The organism is Rhizobium sp. PP-F2F-G48, assembly GCF_004342335.1.
Classification (GTDB): domain Bacteria; phylum Pseudomonadota; class Alphaproteobacteria; order Rhizobiales; family Rhizobiaceae; genus Ferranicluibacter.
Genome location: NZ_SLVH01000005.1, coordinates 172,123 through 191,043 on the forward strand (window position 1 = coordinate 172,123; position 18,921 = coordinate 191,043).

18 protein-coding genes are annotated in these 18,921 nt (G+C 66.1%); 10 read left to right on the forward strand and 8 right to left on the reverse strand.

From position 1 onward, the window contains the following. Positions 1 to 329: 329 nt before the first annotated feature. The gene (locus C8J36_RS13930) at positions 330 to 1,316 is read left to right on the forward strand and encodes a Gfo/Idh/MocA family oxidoreductase (RefSeq protein ID WP_062595431.1); all 987 of its coding nucleotides are present in this window, start codon (positions 330 to 332) and stop codon (positions 1,314 to 1,316) included. 3 nt (positions 1,317 to 1,319) lie between these two features. Here C8J36_RS13930 and C8J36_RS13935 read toward each other — a convergent pair whose 3' ends face one another. Next, positions 1,320 to 1,583: a hypothetical protein gene (locus tag C8J36_RS13935; protein WP_132535712.1), complete on the reverse strand. Its 264-nt coding sequence runs from the start codon at positions 1,581 to 1,583 to the stop codon at positions 1,320 to 1,322. A 146-nt stretch (positions 1,584 to 1,729) separates the two neighbouring features. Here C8J36_RS13935 and xseA point away from each other — a divergent pair, with 146 nt between their 5' ends. The 4 genes from xseA (at position 1,730) to C8J36_RS13955 (ending at position 5,308) form a co-directional block, all read left to right on the forward strand. Beyond that, positions 1,730 to 3,298, forward strand: coding sequence for an exodeoxyribonuclease VII large subunit (gene xseA, locus C8J36_RS13940; RefSeq protein WP_132535714.1), 1,569 nt, complete (start codon positions 1,730 to 1,732; stop codon positions 3,296 to 3,298). 71 nt (positions 3,299 to 3,369) lie between these two features. Continuing rightward, complete coding sequence (locus tag C8J36_RS13945; protein ID WP_132535716.1) at positions 3,370 to 3,972, forward strand: NAD(P)H-dependent oxidoreductase; 603 nt, start codon at positions 3,370 to 3,372, stop codon at positions 3,970 to 3,972. Positions 3,973 to 4,043: 71 nt separating this feature from the next. Further along, positions 4,044 to 4,394, forward strand: a complete 351-nt coding sequence (locus tag C8J36_RS13950) for a MarR family winged helix-turn-helix transcriptional regulator (protein ID WP_062595435.1) — start codon at positions 4,044 to 4,046, stop codon at positions 4,392 to 4,394. A 47-nt stretch (positions 4,395 to 4,441) separates the two neighbouring features. Continuing rightward, positions 4,442 to 5,308 carry an NlpC/P60 family protein gene (locus C8J36_RS13955; protein WP_132535935.1) on the forward strand — a complete coding sequence of 289 codons (867 nt, stop codon included), beginning with the start codon at positions 4,442 to 4,444 and terminating at the stop codon, positions 5,306 to 5,308. 10 nt (positions 5,309 to 5,318) lie between these two features. Here the strand turns inward: C8J36_RS13955 and C8J36_RS13960 are convergent, their stop codons facing one another. The 7 genes from C8J36_RS13960 to C8J36_RS13990 all read right to left on the reverse strand — a co-directional run bounded on the left by C8J36_RS13960 (position 5,319) and on the right by C8J36_RS13990 (position 13,156). Further along, positions 5,319 to 6,281 (reverse strand): glyoxylate/hydroxypyruvate reductase A, encoded by a 963-nt coding sequence (locus tag C8J36_RS13960; protein WP_132535718.1) that lies wholly within the window; start codon positions 6,279 to 6,281, stop codon positions 5,319 to 5,321. 37 nt (positions 6,282 to 6,318) lie between these two features. Then, positions 6,319 to 7,947 carry an ABC transporter ATP-binding protein gene (locus C8J36_RS13965; RefSeq protein WP_132535720.1) on the reverse strand — a complete coding sequence of 543 codons (1,629 nt, stop codon included), beginning with the start codon at positions 7,945 to 7,947 and terminating at the stop codon, positions 6,319 to 6,321. Then, on the reverse strand, positions 7,944 to 8,426 hold the full coding sequence (locus C8J36_RS13970; protein WP_132535722.1) for a PIN domain-containing protein: 483 nt from the start codon (positions 8,424 to 8,426) through the stop codon (positions 7,944 to 7,946). The genes C8J36_RS13965 and C8J36_RS13970 overlap by 4 nt, the downstream gene beginning before the upstream one ends. Further along, positions 8,423 to 8,713: a hypothetical protein gene (locus C8J36_RS13975; protein ID WP_132535724.1), complete on the reverse strand. Its 291-nt coding sequence runs from the start codon at positions 8,711 to 8,713 to the stop codon at positions 8,423 to 8,425. Before C8J36_RS13975 ends, C8J36_RS13970 begins: the two co-directional genes overlap by 4 nt. 70 nt (positions 8,714 to 8,783) lie before the next feature. Next, positions 8,784 to 9,923 (reverse strand): ABC transporter permease, encoded by a 1,140-nt coding sequence (locus tag C8J36_RS13980; RefSeq protein WP_132535726.1) that lies wholly within the window; start codon positions 9,921 to 9,923, stop codon positions 8,784 to 8,786. Continuing rightward, positions 9,923 to 11,014 carry a microcin C ABC transporter permease YejB gene (locus C8J36_RS13985; protein ID WP_132535937.1) on the reverse strand — a complete coding sequence of 364 codons (1,092 nt, stop codon included), beginning with the start codon at positions 11,012 to 11,014 and terminating at the stop codon, positions 9,923 to 9,925. The genes C8J36_RS13980 and C8J36_RS13985 overlap by 1 nt, the downstream gene beginning before the upstream one ends. Before the next feature lie 189 nt (positions 11,015 to 11,203). Next, positions 11,204 to 13,156 (reverse strand): extracellular solute-binding protein, encoded by a 1,953-nt coding sequence (locus tag C8J36_RS13990; RefSeq protein ID WP_245506559.1) that lies wholly within the window; start codon positions 13,154 to 13,156, stop codon positions 11,204 to 11,206. Between the two features lie 214 nt (positions 13,157 to 13,370). Between C8J36_RS13990 and mepA the strand changes: the two genes are divergently transcribed. The 5 genes from mepA to dapB all read left to right on the forward strand — a co-directional run bounded on the left by mepA (position 13,371) and on the right by dapB (position 18,898). Continuing rightward, positions 13,371 to 14,465 (forward strand): penicillin-insensitive murein endopeptidase, encoded by a 1,095-nt coding sequence (gene mepA / locus C8J36_RS13995; RefSeq protein ID WP_132535728.1) that lies wholly within the window; start codon positions 13,371 to 13,373, stop codon positions 14,463 to 14,465. Between the two features lie 74 nt (positions 14,466 to 14,539). Further along, on the forward strand, positions 14,540 to 14,920 hold the full coding sequence (locus tag C8J36_RS14000; protein ID WP_132535730.1) for a methylglyoxal synthase: 381 nt from the start codon (positions 14,540 to 14,542) through the stop codon (positions 14,918 to 14,920). 137 nt (positions 14,921 to 15,057) lie between these two features. Then, entirely contained in the window at positions 15,058 to 16,083 is a 1,026-nt protein-coding gene (locus C8J36_RS14005; protein ID WP_132535732.1) for a glucokinase, read from the forward strand. Between the two features lie 124 nt (positions 16,084 to 16,207). After that, on the forward strand, positions 16,208 to 18,031 hold the full coding sequence (locus C8J36_RS14010; protein ID WP_062595443.1) for an ABC transporter ATP-binding protein: 1,824 nt from the start codon (positions 16,208 to 16,210) through the stop codon (positions 18,029 to 18,031). A gap of 45 nt (positions 18,032 to 18,076) precedes the next feature. Next, complete coding sequence (dapB, locus tag C8J36_RS14015) at positions 18,077 to 18,898, forward strand: 4-hydroxy-tetrahydrodipicolinate reductase (protein WP_132535734.1); 822 nt, start codon at positions 18,077 to 18,079, stop codon at positions 18,896 to 18,898. Positions 18,899 to 18,921: the final 23 nt, after the last annotated feature.

Consider the following 18,921-nt stretch of genomic DNA (forward strand, 5'->3'; position numbering starts at 1 on the left):
GAAACTCTCCGGTTTGGTCTCGGATAAAAGGGGTTCGGGGCCGCAGCCCAGCCTTCGACATAGGCCCCCGTGATGCCGCCTGACAGGGCCGGCCGGCCAAAAGGTGCGACGGGCCTTCGGAAAGCCAAACCAGAAACATGGGGGAAGCGGGGTCATGTCCGGGTCGCGAGACAGACAGTCCGTCCGTGCCATGGCATAAGCATGTCGCGCAAATGTGTGCCGCGGTTTCGCGCGGACGACATGCAGTCAACAAGGACGAGACCCTTTGCCGTGAACCCGTGTTCACAGAAAAGGGTCTCGTCAGGCGCAACATCAGGGAGAAGCAGGTTATGTTGAGGTTCGGAATTCTGTCGACCGCCAAGATCGGTCGCGACGCGGTCGTCCCCGCCATTCAGGACGCGGAAAATTGCGTCGTCACCGCCATTGCCAGCCGCGATGGTGCCCGGGCGCGGGAGATGGCCGACCGGTTTTCCGTGCCGCACGCCTTTGCGAGCTATGAGGAGATGCTCGCCTCCGACGTGATCGATGCCGTCTACATTCCCCTGCCGACCGCCCAGCATGTCGAATGGTCGATCCGGGCTGCGGAAGCCGGCAAGCACGTGCTCTGCGAAAAGCCGATCGCGCTCAAGGCGCAGGAGATCGACCGGCTGATCGAGGCGCGGGACCGCACGGGCGTGCTGATCTCGGAAGCCTATATGATCACCTACAGCCCCGTCTGGCACAAGGTGCGGGCGCTGCTTGCCGAAGGGGCGATCGGCCGGCTGCGGCATGTGCAGGGCGCCTTCACCTATTTCAACCGCGACCCGGCGAACATGCGCAATATTCCGGCGCTCGGCGGCGGCGGGCTTCCCGACATCGGCGTCTACCCGACCATGGCCACCCGTTTCTCCACCGGCATCGAGCCGCAGCGCGTGCAGGCGACCACCGAGCGGGATGCGACCTTCGGCACCGATATCTATTCGAGCGTGCGGGCCGATTTTGGCGGGTTCGAGCTGTCCTTCTACATCTCGACTCAGCTCGCCGCGCGTCAGGTCATGGTGTTCCACGGCGAAGAGGGCGTGATCGAGGTGACCTCCCCCTTCAATGCCGAGCGCTACGGCCGCCAGGAAGTGGTCCTGACTAACCAGAACCACAGCCAGTCCCAGCTTTTCCGCTTTCAGGACACGCGCCAGTACAAGCTTCAGGCCGAAGCCTTTTCACGCGCGGCCACGGGGGGAGAGGATGCCGTGGTGACGCTCGAAAACTCGCGCGCCAACCAGGCCTTCATCGACGCGATCTACCGCGCCAGCGACAAGGACGGCTGGGAAGCCGTCTGAGGCTCAGACGAGCCCGACAAGACCCGATGCCGTGGTGCCGGACGCAAGAATGCGGTCGGCCCGCAGCGGCAGGAGCGTGCCCTGGGGAACGCCGGCGAGCGTGACGAGCGCGCCGGACTGCATGCGCAGCGCGATCGCGCCGCCGGAGCCGACGAAGATCGCCCGCGTCGTCTCGGGCAGATCGAGCGCATCGGCGGGCGTGATGGCGAAGGCATGCGTGGCGGGGCTCGAAAGCGAGTCTGCCGTGTGGGCGTAACGGTCGGTCATGGTGCTGCGGTCCTTTTTTTCCGGTTGTTGACGGTCTTGTTCCGACAGGATGCCGCAGCCGGAAGAGGCGGGGAAAACCGGCACCGGAATTCTTCGCTCGAACGCGGCGTCTGGTCATCGACGCCGCCGCGCGTCAGAATGGCGGCATGAGCTTTTCCTTCGATGCCGATTCGCCGTCAAACCTGTGGGAATATTCCGTTTCCGAGCTGTCCGGCTCGATCAAGCGGACGATGGAGCAGGCCTTCGACCAGGTGCGCGTGCGCGGCGAGATCTGCGGCTATCGCGGTCCGCATTCCTCGGGCCATGCCTATTTCGGGCTGAAGGACGACCGTGCCCGCATCGATGCCGTGGTCTGGAAGGGCACGATGGGCAAGCTGCGCTTCAAGCCCGAAGAGGGCATGGAGGTCATCGCGGTCGGCAAGGTCACCACCTTTCCGGGCTCGTCCAAGTACCAGATCATGATCGAGACGCTGGAGCCGGCCGGTGCCGGCGCGCTGATGGCGCTTCTGGAGGAGCGCCGGCGCAAGCTCGCCGCCGAAGGCCTGTTCGAGGAAAGCCGCAAGCAGCTCCTGCCCTTCATGCCGCGCGTCATCGGCGTGGTGACCTCGCCGACCGGCGCCGTCATCCGCGATATCCTCCACCGCATTGCCGATCGCTTTCCGGTGCATGTCGTCGTCTGGCCGGTCAAGGTGCAGGGCGAAGGGTCGGGCGACGCGGTGGCCGCCGCCATTCGCGGCTTCAACGCGCTGGAGCCCGGCGGTCCGGTCGCGCGGCCGGACGTGCTGATCGTCGCGCGCGGCGGCGGCAGTCTCGAAGACCTCTGGGGCTTCAACGATGAGGCCGTGGTGCGGGCCGCGGCGGCCTCCGATATCCCGCTGATCTCGGCCGTGGGGCACGAGACCGACTGGACGCTGATCGACCATGCGGCCGACCGGCGCGCGCCGACGCCGACGGGGGCCGCGGAAATGGCGGTGCCGGTGCGGGCCGATCTCGAGGCGACGCTGTCGGCGCTCACCGCCCGCCTGCGCAACGCGGCCGGCCGGCACATGGACAACCGCCGGCAATCGCTGCGCGCGCTCGCCCGCGCGCTGCCCTCGCTCGACCAGGTGCTCGCCCTTCCCCGCCGCCGCTTCGACGAGGCGGCGTCCGGGCTGGTGCGCGGACTGATCGGCAACACCGCCGACAAGCGCCGCAGCTATGAACGCGTCGGCGCGCATCTGCGTCCCGATCTCCTCACCGCCCGGATCAACGATCGCCGCCAGCGGCTTTCGGAGCGGATGGTGCGGGCCGAACGCAATGTCGAGCGGCTGATCGCGCGGGCCGGCTCGCGGGTGACCTCGGCGGATGCGGCCCTGCGCGGCCTGCCCGTGCGGCTGCTCTCGCAGATCCATCGCTCGGGCGATCGGCTGAAAGGCCTGTCGGGCCGCGCCGATGCCGCCGTCATCGCCGATCTGCGCCGCGCCCGCAGCGCGGTCTCCGCGCAGGACCGGGTGCTGCAGTCGCTCTCCTACCAGAACGTGCTGGCCCGCGGCTATGCGATCGTGCGGGATGCGGACGGCGCCCCGGTCAAGGCCGCGGCCGCGCTTTCCAGCGGCCAGTCCGTGGCCCTGCAATTTGCCGACGGCTCCGTCGGCGCCATCACCACCGAGGGCACGCCGCCCAGGCCGCGCAAGCGTGGCGGCGCGGAACCGGCCAAGCAGGGCAGTCTGTTCTAGCGTTCGGAAGCGACGGCCGGGCCGGTCTCCACCAGGCCGATGCGACGACGAACGGTTTTAAGGGGTCTCCGATGCATTTCCTTCTCGTGCTCGCCCATCCCCTGCCGGACAGCTTTGCCGCCGGGGTGGCCGACACCGCGACGCGGGCGCTGGAAGCGCAGGGCCACAGCGTCGATCGTCTCGATCTCTATGCGGAGGATTTCGACCCGCGCCTGAGCCGGGCCGAGCGCCGCGGTTATTTCGACGACCCCTACGACAGCACCGGCGTCGGTCCGATCGTCCAGCGCCTGTCTGCGGCCGACGGGCTGATCCTCGTCTTTCCGCAATGGTGGTTCAATTTCCCGGCCATCCTCAAGGGCTTCTTCGACCGCGTCTTCGCGCCGGGCATCGCCTTCACCCATGACGCGGCGGGCGGGCGGATCGTGCGCAAGCTGACCAACATCCGCCTGCTCCATGCCTATACGACCACCGGCTCGCCCTGGTGGATCGCCCGCCTCGTCATGGGCGATCCCGTCCGCCGCCTGCTCAAGCGCGGCATCGCGCCGTTCTGCGCCCGGGGCGTGGACTTCACGATGCTGTCGCTGCACGACATGGACCGGGCGACGGACGCCCGGCGCCGCGCCCATCTCGACCGGATCGCGCGACGCCTGCACCGTATTGGGCCGAGACCGTGAAAACGAGAACGCTTCCGTAACGATTTTCCGGGACAAGTTGGATCCTGTTTTCCGATGGACCCGGAGGGATCATGCCGGTCGAACTGTCCGCAACGCAGGCACTGACGCTCTGGCATACGGTCTCGCTCGATCAGGTTCGCATCGAGACCGGCGACCTGACGCTGCGGCAGATGGCCATCCTGCTCCACATCTACCTCGTGCCGCCGCCGCATACGGTGCGCGGTCTCGCCGCCACGCTCGGCGTTACCAAGCCTGTCATCACGCGGGCGCTGGACACGATGGGCGAGCGCGGGCTGGTGGAGCGGGTGCGCGACGCGCGCGACCGGCGCAACGTCGTCATCAAACGCACCGTCACCGGCGCGCTCTATCTTGAAAAACTCGGCGATCTGATCATTGATCGCGGTCGTAGACTGTCCCTCTAGGATCTCTTTCCAGTCCTCCGTCCCAGACCTCCGGCCATGTGAGCATGATGACCCATTCCTTCGACCGCAGGCTTCATGCCTATCGCCCGGATCTCGCGGAGGAAGGCCTGCGCGGCCATGTCGATGCGCTTGCCTATACCGCCGGCTCTTCCGCCGTCTGCTGCGTGCCGGTGATGCCCCTGCGGGCCGAGCCGGATCTCGGCTGCGGCACGGACACCGAACTGCTGATCGGCGAAACCGTGCGCGTGCTCGACACCTCGCACGGCTGGGCCTGGGTCAAGGCGGATGCCGACAGCTATGTCGGCTATATCCCGGATTTCGCCGTCGTCAGCATCCAGAAGAGCCCGACGCACATTATCACGGCGCCACGCACCTTCGTCTATTCCGGGCCGGATCTGCGCTTCCCCACCGTGCAGGCCCTGTCGATGGGCAGCCGCATCACCGCGATCGACGAGCGCAGCACGCGCGGCACGCGCTATTTCCTGCTCGACAACGGACAGGCCGTCGTCGCGGGCCACTGCGCGCCGGTCGGCGAGGCGTACCCACGCGATTACGTCGCCATCGCCGCCCGCTTCCTCGAAACGCCCTATCTCTGGGGCGGGCGCTCCGGCTTCGGCATCGATTGCTCGGGCCTCGTGCAATTGTCGCTGATGATGACCGGCGTCAGCGCGCCGCGCGACACCGACATGCAGGCGATGTCGCTAGGCCGGGAGATCGCCCGCGACGAACTGCGCCGCGGCGACCTCGTCTTCTGGAAGGGCCATGTCGCGATCATGGAGGACGAGGCGACGCTGATCCATGCCAATGGCAACACGATGACGGTCGCCCGCGAAGGCCTGACCGAATCCATCGAGCGGATCGGCTGGCTCTACGACCAGCCCACCGCCTTCCGCCGCCCGGTCGACGGGATGTAAAGCGACACGATCAATAGCCGGCTGTTCGATCGACCAGATGCTCGAAGGGCAGTCCCGCCTCGTGGCGTTCGATCTGCGCTTCCACATGCCGGAAGAGCGCCTTGACATCGGAGGCCGCCGCGGCGTGCGGCGTCACGATGCAGTTCGGAAGCGTCCATAGCGGACTATCGGCTTCCAGCGGCTCGGTGGAGAAGACGTCGAGCGAGGCGCCGTGCAGCCCGCCGGAGCGGAGCGCCGCGATGATATCTGCCTCCACCTGGCTGCCGCCCCGCCCGGCATTGATGAAGACCGGTGCGCCGAACGGCCCCTTGCGGCTGAGCTTTGCAAAAAGCGTCGCATCGTACAGGCCCCGCGTCTCCGCCGTCAGCGGCAGCAGCCCGACGAGGATGTCCGTGCGGGCGAGAAAGGCGTCGAGGCCGCGCTCGTCATAGGTCTCGATCCCGTCGAGCGTCTTTTTCCGGCGGGACCAGCCGGTCACGGTAAACCCCAGGGTCTGCAATTTGCGCGCCGCATCCTGCCCGAGCACGCCGAGGCCCATGACGCCGACGGTGAGGTCTCGCGCTTCCGGCTGCGGAAGTTCGGCCCATGCCCCGCGCTGCGCCTGTCCCGCATAGCGCCCGTGCTGGCGCAGATGCAGCAGGCATTGCAGCACCACCCATTCGCTCATGCGCGTGGTGAGCGTCGGATCGACGAAGCGGACCAGCGGCACATCCGGCAGACCCGGCAGGGTCAGAACATGATCGACGCCGGCGCCGCCGGAAAAGACGGCTGCAAGGTTCGGCGCCCGCGCGAAGAGGTCGGGCTGCGACTTCCAGACGACGGCGTAGCGGGCCTGCGCGAGATCGCGTCCGGCCTGGGCGGGATCGGCGCGGTTGACGACGTCGCGGCCGGGAAAGGCATCGGCAAGTGCCGCCGTCACCTCGTCCGGGTTGAACTTCAGGTCGATAACGACGGGAGCGGCTTTGGGAGGCATGATGGTGTCCGGCTGATCGGGTCTTCTGGGCGGCCGTCTACGGGCGCGCGGCGGGAACGGGCACGGCCTTGAGATCGAAGGCTGCCGCCATGAGGGCCTTGGTATAGTCCTCGCGCGGGGCCGTGAAAATCGCTTCGGCCGGCCCCTTCTCCACGACCTTGCCGAGCCGCATGACGATCATGTCGTTCGCCAGCGCCCTGACGACCTTCAGGTCGTGGCTGATGAAGAGATAGGCGAGGCCGTGGCGGGCCTGAAGGTCGCGCAGGAGATCGACCACCTGGGCCTGCACGCTCATGTCGAGCGCCGAGGTCGGCTCGTCCAGCATGACGAACTGGGGTTTCAGCACCATGGCGCGCGCGATCGCGATGCGCTGGCGCTGTCCTCCCGAAAACTCGTGCGGATAGCGCCAGCGCGTCGCAGCGTCGAGCCCCACCTCGTCCAGCGCTTCGGCCACGCGCGCATCGCGCTCCCGTGCCGACAGCGCCGGCTCGTGCACCTGCAACCCCTCGCCGATGATATCGGAGACCGCCATGCGCGGGCTGAGCGAGCCGAAGGGATCCTGGAAGACGATCTGCATGCGCCGGCGCAGCGGCCGCATCTGGCTGAAGGAGTAGCCCTCGATGTTCCGCCCCTCGAAGCCGATGCGTCCCTGCGACCCGATGAGCCGGGTGAGCGCGAGGCCGAGCGTCGTCTTGCCGGAACCGGATTCTCCGACGACGCCGAGCGTCTGGCCGGCGCGCAGCGTCAGGTCGATCCCGTCGACCGCCTTCACGTGATCCACCGTCTTGCGCAGAAAACCCGCCTTGATCGGAAACCAGACCTTCATGTCCTTCGCCTCGATGACGATGGGCTTCGTCTCGTCGGAGGCCGGCGGCTCGCCGCGCGGCTCGGAGGCCAGGAGATGGCGGGTATAGGCGTGTTGCGGATTGTCGAAGATCTCGGCCGTCGGCCCCGTCTCCACGATCTGTCCCTTCGTCATGACGCAGACGCGGTCGGCGATCTTGCGGACGATGCCGAGATCGTGGGTGATGAACAGCATGGACATGCCATGCGCGTCCTTCAATTGTTTCAGAAGCTCGAGGATCTGGGCCTGCACGGTCACGTCGAGCGCGGTCGTCGGCTCGTCGGCGATCAGCAGCTCCGGCCGGTTGGCGAGCGCCATGGCGATCATCACGCGCTGGCGCTGGCCGCCCGAAAGCTCGTGCGGATAGGCCTTCAGGCGCTTTTCCGGCTCGCGGATACCGACCTGGTGCAGAAGCTCCAGCACGCGCGGCCGCGCCTGCGCCGGCTTGATGCCCTGGTGGAGGTCGAGGATCTCGGCGATCTGCCGCTCGATCGAATGGAGCGGATTGAGCGAGGTCATCGGCTCCTGGAAGATCATCGTGATGTCGTTGCCGCGCACATCTCTGAGGTCGGCATCGCCGATCCTCAGGAGGTCGCGGCCGTTGAACAGGATCTCCCCGCTCGGATGGCTCGCGGCGGGATATGGCAGGAGCTTTAGGATCGAATTGGCCGAGACCGACTTGCCGGAACCGGACTCGCCGACCAGCGCTACCACCTCGCCCTTCGCGATGTCGAACGACACCCGATCGACCGCCAGAGAGGTCTTGCCGCCCTGGTGGAAGGCAACGGAGAGATCGCGCACGGAAAGCAGCGGTTCGGTCATGGGGAAAGCGATTCCAGAAGGGTGGTGAGCGTGGGGATGTCGGGGCGGACGACGATCGGCGCGTGGCCTTTGAGATCCGCGACAGCGGGAACGGAGGCAAAGCCGGCATCGCCTGTAAGCAGGTGCGTACAACCGACCAACTGTGCCGTCGCCAGATGGATGGCATCGGGCAGTTTCAGTCTGCTGCCCGCACGGATGTCGCCAGCGCGAACGAGGACCTGACGGCTCACGGGATAGACATCCAGCCAATCGCTGGTGCGAATGAGGACATGGTATCGCTTTACGAGATCATCCTGGCCGGCGCGCAGGGGCTTGACCAGAAGCTCGGCCAGCGACAGTTCGCTTGTGGCCAGGAAAGCGGAGGTGTGCCGAACCGATGCGTCGAGAAGCGCATTCAGAAGCGCCGCCCGTTCGGAGATATCTTCGACGGCATAGATGAGCGTATTGGTGTCGAGATAGATCCTCGCTGCACCCGTCATTCATCGTCCCATTCGTCGCGTAACTTGCGGATTCGGCTGACAGCCTCCTCCTCCGACGTGGTGGCGCCGTGCTTGGCTTTGTAGACCTTCAGATCTTCCAGCATCTGCGCGCCGCTGACGGAGTTGTCGGCGGGGATAGGGGTCAGTGCCGGCTCGTCCAGCACGTCGGCCGGCCGATCGTCCACGGTTTCGATGACGACACGCACGTGCTCGACGCCTTGCAGGCCTGTGCGCAGGTCCTCCGGCAGCCGGGACGCCGGATAATGCTCGCGAACGATCTTGTTCATGACTGCGGCATCCTTGGCGAGAAACACATGATCTCGTCCATTCTAACAGTCGAACGCTGACGTGACGAGATCATCCGAACGTCTTTCGCGGATCGAAGGCGTCGCGTGCGGCTTCGCCGATGAAGATCAGCAGCGACAGCATGATCGACATCACCAGAAAGGCGGTGATGCCGAGCCAGGGGGCCTGGAGGTTGGATTTGCCCTGGGCGATGAGTTCGCCGAGCGATGGCGAGCCGGGCGGCATGCCGAAGCCGAGGAAGTCGAGCGAGGTGAGCGTGGTGATGGAGCCCGAGAGGATGAAGGGCAGGAAGGTGAGCGTGGCGACCATGGCGTTCGGCAGGAGATGGCGCCACATGATGGTGGCATTGCCGACGCCGAGCGCCCGGGCGGCGCGGACATATTCGAAATTGCGCGCCCGCAGGAATTCGGCCCGGACCACGCCCACGAAGCCGACCCAGGAGAACAGCAGCATGATGCCGAGCAGCACGAAGAAGCCGGGCGGGAGAATGGCCGCGATGATCAGGAGAATGTAGAGCACCGGCATGGACGACCAGATCTCGATGAAGCGCTGCATCAGGAGGTCCGTCCAGCCGCCGAAATAGCCCTGGATCGCGCCGGCGGTGACGCCGACGATGGCCGACGCGATGGTGAGCGCCAGGCCGAAAAGCACCGAGATGCGGAAACCGTAGATCGTGCGGGCGGCGACGTCGCGCGCCTGGTCGTCGGTGCCGAGCCAGTTGAAATTGCCGAGCGCGCAGCCGCGATCGGCCTCGCCCTGCGGATAGCCCGAGCAGCGCTCCGTCGCGCTCATCGTCCAGAAGGGCGCCGTGGGCGCGGAATGCGGAATGTTGGAATTGGCGCTGCGATAGGAATAGCGGATCGGCGGCCAGATCATCCAGCCGTTCGCCTCGATCTCCTCGCGGATGAAATCGGAGGCATAGTCGGTCTCGGCGAGGAAGCCGCCGAACGTCTCTTCCGGATAGTTGACCAGCACGGGCACGAGCAGCTCGCCTTTGTAGGAGACGAGGACCGGCCGGTCGTTGGCGATGAATTCGGCGCAGAGGCTGAAGCCGAAGAGCGCCAGGAAGATCCAGAGCGACCAGTAACCGCGCCGGTTCGCCTTGAAATTCTCCCAGCGCCGCCGGGCGACGGGCGAAAGCCGGGCCGTTTTCGGTGGAGCGACCACGGCGGGGTTTGCGATCAACGCCATCAGACGTCCCTCCGCTCGAAATCGATGCGCGGATCGACCCAGGTATAGATGAGGTCCGACAGCAGGCTGACGACGAGGCCCATCAGCGAGAAGATGAACAGCGTGCCGAACACGATCGGATAATCGCGCTTGACGACGGCGTCGTAGCCGAGACGCCCCAGGCCATCGAGCGAGAAGATGTATTCGGTCAGCAGCGAGCCGGTGAAGAAGGCCGAGATGAAGGCGGCGGGAAAGCCGGCGATGATGATCAGCATGGCATTGCGAAACACGTGACGATACAGCACCTGCCGCTCCGCCAGCCCCTTGGCGCGGGCGGTGACGACATATTGCTTGCGGATTTCGTCGATGAAGGAATTCTTGGTCAGCAGCGTCGTGGTGGCAAAGGCCGAGAGCAGCAGCGTGATCAGCGGCAGCGTCATGTGCCAGAGATAATCCAGGATCTTCTGCCACCAGTTGAGCTGGCTGAAATTGTCCGAGACGAGGCCGCGCAGCGGAAACCAGTCGAGGAAGGAGCCGCCGGCAAACAGCACGATCAGCAGGATGCCGAACAGGAAGCCCGGCACGGCATAGCCGACGATGACGATGCCGGAGGTCCAGACGTCGAAGCGCGAGCCGTCCGACACCGCCTTCTTGATGCCGAGCGGGATCGAGATCGCATAGGAGAGGATGAGGATCCACAGGCCGAGCGAGATCGACACCGGCATCTTGTCGAGGATCAGATCGATGACCGAGGTGTTGCGGAAGAAGCTCTCGCCGAAATCGAAGCGCGCATAGTTCCACATCATCGTCAGGAAGCGCTCCAGCGGCGGCTTGTCGAAGCCGAACTGCTTTTCGAGCTTGGCGATGAAATCCGGATCGAGCCCCTGGGCGCCGCGATAGCTGCTGCCGCTCTGGTCGCCGCCGGACGCGCCGGCAAGATCGCCGCCGCCGCCCGACAGCCGGTCGCCGCCCTGGTTCGGCCCGGTCAGGTCGGCAATGACCTGCTCGACCGGACCGCCGGGCGCGAACTGCACGACGGCAAAGGAGATGGCCATGATGCCGACGATCGTCGGGATCATCAGAAGCAGGCGACGCAGGATATAGCCGCCCATCAGATCCGCACGCCCGACATGCGCCGCGCCATCGGCGTGACGGCGGTGCAGAGACCGCAACGGCGGGCCCCCGTCTCGTTGAACCTGTCGTTAAACCCGATTTTGCGATGTGCGATCAATGCGCTGACGTTCCCGTTCCTGATTCGCGGCCTGCCTATGAAAAGCAGGCCAGTCTGACGCGCAAGGCTTTCATGGAGCTTTCGCGGCGGCGGACCACCAGATCGCGGGAAAGCCGACGGCATATTCCGGCAGGTTTTGCGGATGCGTCAGGTCTTTTGCATAGGCGATCCGCATATCGCGCGACGCATAGGTCGGCACGATGATGTGATGCGCGAGGAGAACCCGATCGAGCGCCTTGGTCGATGCGACCAGGTCGTCGCGATCCTTGGCAAAGATCACTTTCCGGATCAGGGCATCGACGCCCGGATCGGCAAGACCGGAGAAATTCTGCGACCCTTCCCGCGTTGCCGCAGCGGTGCCCCAGTATTCCGTCTGCTCGTTGCCCGGATTGAGAGACTGTGCCCAGCCGAGGTAGATCGCGTCGAAATCCTTCGACCGCCAGCGATTGGTGTATTGGGAGCTGTCGACGGTGCGAACGCGGGCTTCGATGCCGATCTTCCGCAGGTTCTGGCTGAAGGGCAAGGCGACCCGTTCGATGGTCGTGCCGTCGAGCAGGATCTCGAAGGCGAGCGGCTTGCCGGTCTTCGTCTCGATCATCTGGTTGTTCTTGAGCTCAAAGCCGGCCTCCTTCAGAAGGCCGATCGCCTTGCGCAGGTTGTCGCGCAGCTTGGCGGGGTCGCCGCCGACGGGATTGCTGTAGGGCTTGGTGAAAACGCTCGGCGGAACCTTGTCCTTGAGGTCCGTGAGGATCTCCAGTTCGCGTCCCTGCGGCAGCCCTGACGACGCCAGTTCGGTCGGGAAGAAAAAGCTGTCGATGCGATTGTACTCGTTGAAGAAGATCGTCCGCTTCAGTTCCTCGAAATCGAGCGCATAGTTCAGAGCCTCGCGCACCCGGACGTCCTTGAACGCGTCGCGCCGCAGGTTGAAGATGAAACCGACCATGACGCCGCTGTCGCGACTGTCGTTCTCCAGCCGCTCGAGCTTGATCCGGCCGTCCTTGACGGCGGGGAAGTCGTAGGACGTGGCCCAGCGGCGCGCGGAGTTCTCCCAGCGGTAGTTGGCATTGCCCGACCGGAAAGCCTCGAAGGCGACGTCGAGATCCGCGAAATAGGTGAAACCGATGCTTCCGAAGTTGTTCTGCCCGATATTGACGTTCAGGTCCTTGCCCCAATAATCGTCGCGACGCGCATATGTGACGGTCGAGCCGGCCTTCATGGAGGCCATCTTGTAGGGACCGGAGCCCATGGGCATCTCGAGCGTCGTGCGGGAAATGTCCCGCTGGCGTCCTTGCGCGTCCTTGCCCTCCCACCAGTGTTTGGGCACGACGAGGAGGCCGCCCGCCACTCTCGGCAATTCCCGGTTTCCCGTCTCGTTGAAGGAGAAGGTCACCTCCCGCTCGCCGGTCTTTTCCGCCTTGACGATATGGCCGTAATAGGAGGTCGCTTTCGGATCGAGTTCCTTCGCCTTGTCGAAACTGAAGATCACGTCTTCCGGCGTCACCGGCGTGCCGTCGGCCCAACGCGCTTCCGGCCGGAGGCGGAACTTCGCCCAGGCGAAATCGTCGGGATAGGCGACCGCCTCGGCGAGCAGGCCGTAATCCGTCAGAACCTCGTCCATCGACGGCTTCATCAGGGTTTCGAACACCAGCCCGACGGACATGCCGGAGGCGCTGGAAACGGGACCGACCACGCCGGCCGCCATCTCGCCCTTGGCCAGAACCGGATTGAACGTGTCGAACGTGCCCATGGTGGCCAGCCGGACATCGCCCCCCTTCGGCGCATCCGCGTTGACATAATCGAACTGCTTGAACCCTTGCGGATATTTCAGCTCGCCCCCGGTCGACAGGCCGTGGCGCCATTGGGGGTCCGCAGCCTGGGCGGGACCGGGCAGGATGGCGGTGGCGAGGAAGGCGGCGGCGATGAGGGCCAGGGTGCCGAGAGCCAGGGTGCCGAGGGTCAGGGTGCCGGGGGTCAAGGGTCCAAAGGTCGGCGCCGGGGTCGTCCTGCTCGTCATCTGCCGCATGCGGTTCGTCTCCTTGGGTCGTGGTTGACGCACACAATAGGCGAAATGCGGCCGATTGACAGGCGGGCGTCCGACAGGCCGCGAAATCCGCCTGTCAATCGGCTTATCAATCGGCGTGCCAATCGGCTTGACCGCAAGTCTGACACAAAGACGGTGTGAGACAGATCGCTCTCGACACCCGCCGCCCGATCCCGACAGAACCGGACAGACCCGCATGATATCGTCACTCTCAAGATTTTCTCGCGGCCCACGATCGTCTGGCAAACGGGCCATCAGAGCCGTCATCGCCGCGGCGCTTATCCTGCCGCTCGGTCTCGGGCCTGCGCTTGCGGCCGAGACGCAGCCGGCCAAGCAGTTGTTCGGCGGCATGACGCTTCCCAGCAGAACCGCGCCGGCCTCGCTCGGCTCCTATGCCAAGGGCTGCCTTTCGGGCGCGGTGGCGCTGCCGGCCGATGGGCCGACCTGGCAGGCCATGCGCCTGTCGCGCAACCGGCGCTGGGGCAATCCGCACATGATCGCGTTCCTGGAGCGTTTTTCGCGCGATGCGGCCGAGATCGGCTGGGGCTCGGGCATCCTGCTCGGCGATATCTCGCAGCCGCGCGGCGGGCCGATGCTGACCGGCCATGCCTCCCACCAGATCGGCCTCGATGCCGACATCTGGTTCCAGCCGAAGCCCGCGCGGCCGATGAGCGTGGCGGAACGCGAGAGCCGGCCTTTCGTGTCGATGCTCGACAAGACGAAGTTCCTGACCGTCAACCCGGAGCGCTGGACGCCGACCCATGCGCGGCTGATCATGCGGGCCGCAAGCGAGCTGGAGGTCGACCGGGTGTTCGTCAACCCGGCGATCAAGAAGAAGCTCTGCGACACCTGGACCGGCGACCGGACGTCGATGGGCAAGATCCGGCCGATCTACGGCCATGACGAGCATTTCCACATCCGCATCAAATGCCCGGCCGATTCGCCCGGCTGCAAGCCGCAGGCGGCGGTCGCGCCCGGCGATGGCTGCGACAAATCGCTCGCCTGGTGGTTCACCAAGGAGCCCTGGGCCAAGCCCAAGCCGAACCCGGATGCCAAACCCGTCAAGCCGCGCTTCGTGATGCTGTCCGATCTGCCACAGGCCTGCACCGGCGTGCTGGCCGCGCCCGCCTCGTCGGAAGCCGCGGCCACCTTCGGCGGCACGGTGCCGGTCTCGGCGTCGGTGCCCGCCGCGCCGTCGACCGTCATGCCGCCGGCCGCCGATCGCCCGCCGGCCGCCGTCGGCGATCCTGCCATTCCGCTTCCGACCCGTCGCCCGAGCGCGCAGCCGTAGCGGCGCGGCACTTTCTTCTTGAATCGATTTAGGTTCCGGGAAATATGGACGACGAGGATGATGCGGAGGACGGAATGACCGGTCGCAAATGCATGGCGCTGATCGCGCATGACCTGAAGAAGCAGGACATGGCGGAATTCGCCAAGGCCCACCAGTCGGTGCTGTCGGAATGGCGGATCGTCGCCACCGGCACCACCGGCGGCCGCGTCCAGGAGGCCTGCCCCGGTCTCGAGGTGACGCGTCTGAAGAGCGGGCCGCTCGGCGGCGACCAGCAGATCGGCGCGCTGATCGCCACCGGCGATGTCGATCTCCTGATCTTCTTCATCGATCCCCTGACGTCGCTGCCGCACGATGTGGACGTGAAGGCCCTGACGCGGCTTGCGACCGTCTACGACATTCCCATGGCGCTGAACCGCGCAACGGCCGAGCGGCTCGTGGATTTCCGACCGCTCTGAGCACCGCGCGCCGATCGTCATGTCTTTTCCACTGGAGCGCCCCGGCAAAACATGCGAAGCGCTTCCCGCCCGCAGCCCCGATCGCGCGCCGACCCCAATAGCCCGATCCCCTTAGCCCGATTCCCTTAGGAGGTTTCATGCCCGCGTCTGCAGAAACGGTTCCCGGCCTCGCCTTCCCCATCCTGATCGGCGACATCGGCGGCACCAATGCCCGTTTCGCGCTTCTGACGGATGAGACCTCCGAGCCGGTCGTCTTCCCCGTGGTGCCCACAGGCGGCTTTCCGAGCATCCAGGCCGCCCTGGAGACCGGCATTCTCCCGCATGCCACCCTGCGCCCGCGCTCGGCGATCATCGCGGTGGCCGCCCCGGTCAAGGGCGACGAGATCCCGCTGACCAATGCCGGCTGGGTCATCACGCCGGCAGACATGATCGCGACGCTCGGGCTTTCCGATGTCATCGTCCTCAACGATTTCGAGGCGCAGGCTCTGGCCGTCGCCGCCATCGCCAAGACCGACTGCGCCCAGATCGGCGCCGGCGCGCCGATGGAAAGCGCCTCCTGCGCCGTGCTCGGTCCGGGCACGGGTTTGGGCGTCGCCGGCCTCCTGCACACGCACGATACCTATTTTCCGGTCCCCGGCGAGGGCGGCCATGTGGATATCGGCCCGCGCACGCCGCGCGATACCGCCATCTGGCCGCATCTGGAGACCATCGAGGGCCGGATCTCCGCCGAGCAGCTGCTCTGCGGCCGCGGCATCGTCAATATCTACCAGGCGATCTGCCTCACGGACGGGCTGACGCCGACCCATACCGATCCGGCCGAGGTCACGGCGGCGGGGCTTTCCGGCACCGAGCCGGCCTGCGTCGAGACGCTGTCGCTGTTTGCCGGCTATCTCGGCCGCGTGGCGGGGGACATGGCGCTGATCTTCATGGCGCGCGGCGGCGTCTATCTGGCCGGCGGCATTTCGCAGAAAATCCTGCCCGCGCTGCAACAGCCCGAATTCCGCGCCGCCTTCGAGGACAAGGCGCCGCATTCCGCGCTGATGCGCTCGATCCCGACCTATGTCGTCACCCATCCCTTCGCCGCCCTTGCCGGTCTTGCGGCCTTCGCGCAGACCCCGGCCCGGTTCGGCGTGGCCACCACGGGGCGTCACTGGAAGGCCTGATGCGAACCCGCCGTCCGCGCCGCCACCCCCCAAAATGGGTGGAGACTCGCCAAATGGCTCCCGAGGCACTATAGAGCGCGGCCAAGCATCCGATCGAAGGACCGCTCGGTCAGGGAAAGAGCTTTTGAAAGACCAGAAGAAGAAGCACACGCCGGTGGACGCCGACACGATCACCAGCGTGCTGAAGCGGGTCGCGCGGGAAAACGGACGGGCCCATCTCAAGGGCTATATGTTCGCAATCGCCTGCCTTGCGCTCGTTGCCGGCTCGACGGCGTTCACGGCCTGGATCATGGAAGCCGTCGTCAACGAGGCCTTCGCCAACAAGCGGGCCGACATGGTCCTCATCATCTGCGCCGCCATCTTCGTTGCCTTCGTCGTGCGCGGCTTTGCCACCTATGGCCAGGCCGTCGCCCTGTCGAAGATCGGCAACAACATCGTCGCCAGCTATCAGCGTCGGCTCTATGCCCATCTGATGGCGCTGAGCGTCGGCTATTTCACCGATTCCCGCTCGGCCCGCATCTCCGCCAAGATCAGCCAGAACGTCTCGGGCATCCGCGACGTTCTCAACATGACGGTCACCTCGATCGCGCGCGACCTGCTGACGCTGATCGCCCTCATCGGCGTCATGATCGGCAAGGACTGGGTGCTGACGATCATCGTCTTCCTCATCGCGCCGCCGCTGCTGATCGGCCTTCGCTACGTGTCGCGGCGGCTGCGCAATGCGACGCGCGAATCGGTCGAGATCAACAGCCACGTGCTCGGCGCCATGCAGGAGACGATCCAGGGGATCACGATCGTCAAGGCCTTCACCATGGAGGAGCAGCTGAAGAGCAAGGTCGAGGCGATCATCGCGCGCGCGGAAAACCGCGCCAACCGGATCGCCCGCCTGTCCGAGCGCACCGCGCCGATGACCGAGACCTTTGCGGGCTTCGCCATCGCCAGCGTCCTCGGCTATGCCGCCTTCCGCTCGATCTACGACAACGTGCCGCCCGGCGCCTTCTTCTCCTTCGTCACGGCCCTTCTCATGGCTTATGATCCGGCCCGGCGCCTGGCGCGCCTGCAGGTGTCGATGGAGCGCGCCGCGGTCAATGCGCGGATGATCTACGAGGTGCTCGACACCCTGCCGCACCAGCGCGACCTGCCCGATGCCACGGCCCTGCAGGTCTCCTCGGCGACGATCACCTTCAACAACGTCCATTTCGCCTACGGCACCGGCGACGAGATCCTCAAGGGGGTCAGCTTCGTTGCCGAAGGCGGCAAGACGACGGCGCTGGTCGGCCCGTCCGGCGCCGGCAAGTCCACCGTGATCAGCCTCATTCCGCGCTTCTACGATCCGTCGGAAGGGCAGATCCTGATCGACGGTCAGGACATCGCCCATATCACCAAGCTGTCGCTGCGCAACGGGCTCGCCTATGTCTCGCAGCAGCCTTATCTCTTCGAAGGCTCGATCGGCGACAACATCCGCTATGGCCGGCCGGAGGCGACGGACGAGGAGGTCTACGAGGCCGCGCGTCTCGCCTATGCGCATGATTTCATCCTGGCCCAGCCACAGGGCTACGACACGCCGGTCGGCGAAAACGGCGTGACCCTTTCCGGCGGTCAGCGTCAGCGGCTTTCGATCGCCCGCGCCCTCGTCCGGCGCGCGCCCATCCTGCTTCTCGACGAAGCCACCTCCTCGCTCGACACCGAATCGGAGTCCGCGGTGCAGAAGGCGCTCGACCATGCCATGGACGGGCGGACCGTCGTGGTGATCGCCCACCGTCTCTCCACCATCGTCAACGCCGACAAGATCATCGTCATGCGCGACGGGCTGGTGGTCGAGGAAGGCACGCATACGGAGCTTGCGGATCGCAAGGACGGGCTTTACGCTCGCCTTCACAACCTGCAGGGCAGCCAAGCGACCGGCATCATCGATGATCTGGTCGACAGCACGGATCGGACGACATGAGCCCCCACACCATGACAGACCCCACACAATGACAGCCACCACACAATGACACCGGCGGATATGAACCTCGTCGTCGTGGGCGCGGCGGGCCGCATGGGCCAGACGCTCATCCGCACGATCCATGCCATGCCGGGCGTCACCCTGTCGGCCGCCGTCGAGCGCTCCGGCTCGCCCTTCGTCGGACGGGATGCGGGGGAGATCGCGGGGCTCGGCCCCATCGGCGTTCCCGTGACCGACGATCCGCTCCGCGCCTTCGTCGAGGCCGAAGGCGTCCTCGATTTCACGGCACCGGCCGCCAGCGTCGAATTTTCCGGGCTGGCCGCGCAGGCCCGCATCGTCCACGTGATCGGTACGACCGGATGCTCGGCTGCCGACGAGGCGCGCTTCGAGGCGGCGGCGCGGCATGCGCGGCTGGTCAAGTCCGGCAATATGAGCCTCGGCCTCAATCTCCTCGGCGTGCTCGTGGAACAGGCCGCCCGGGCCCTGCCTGCGGCCGGATGGGATCTCGAAATTCTGGAAATGCACCACAAGCACAAGGTGGACGCGCCCTCGGGCACGGCGCTGCTTCTCGGCGAGGCGGCGGCGCGCGGCCGCGGCATCGATCTCGACAGCCAGTCCGTGCGGGTGCGCGACGGCCATACCGGGCCGCGGGCCGAAGGCACGATCGGCTTTGCGACGCTGCGCGGCGGCTCCGTCATCGGCGAACATTCCGTCATGCTTGCCGGCGAAGGCGAGACCGTGACGCTGTCGCATTCGGCGACCGACCGTTCGATCTTTGCGCGCGGTGCCGTCACCGCAGCGCTCTGGGCGCGGTCGCGCAACCCCGGTTACTATTCGATGCTGGACGTGCTGGGGCTCACCGTCTGAGACCGTCCCGGCGCTTTCCCGAC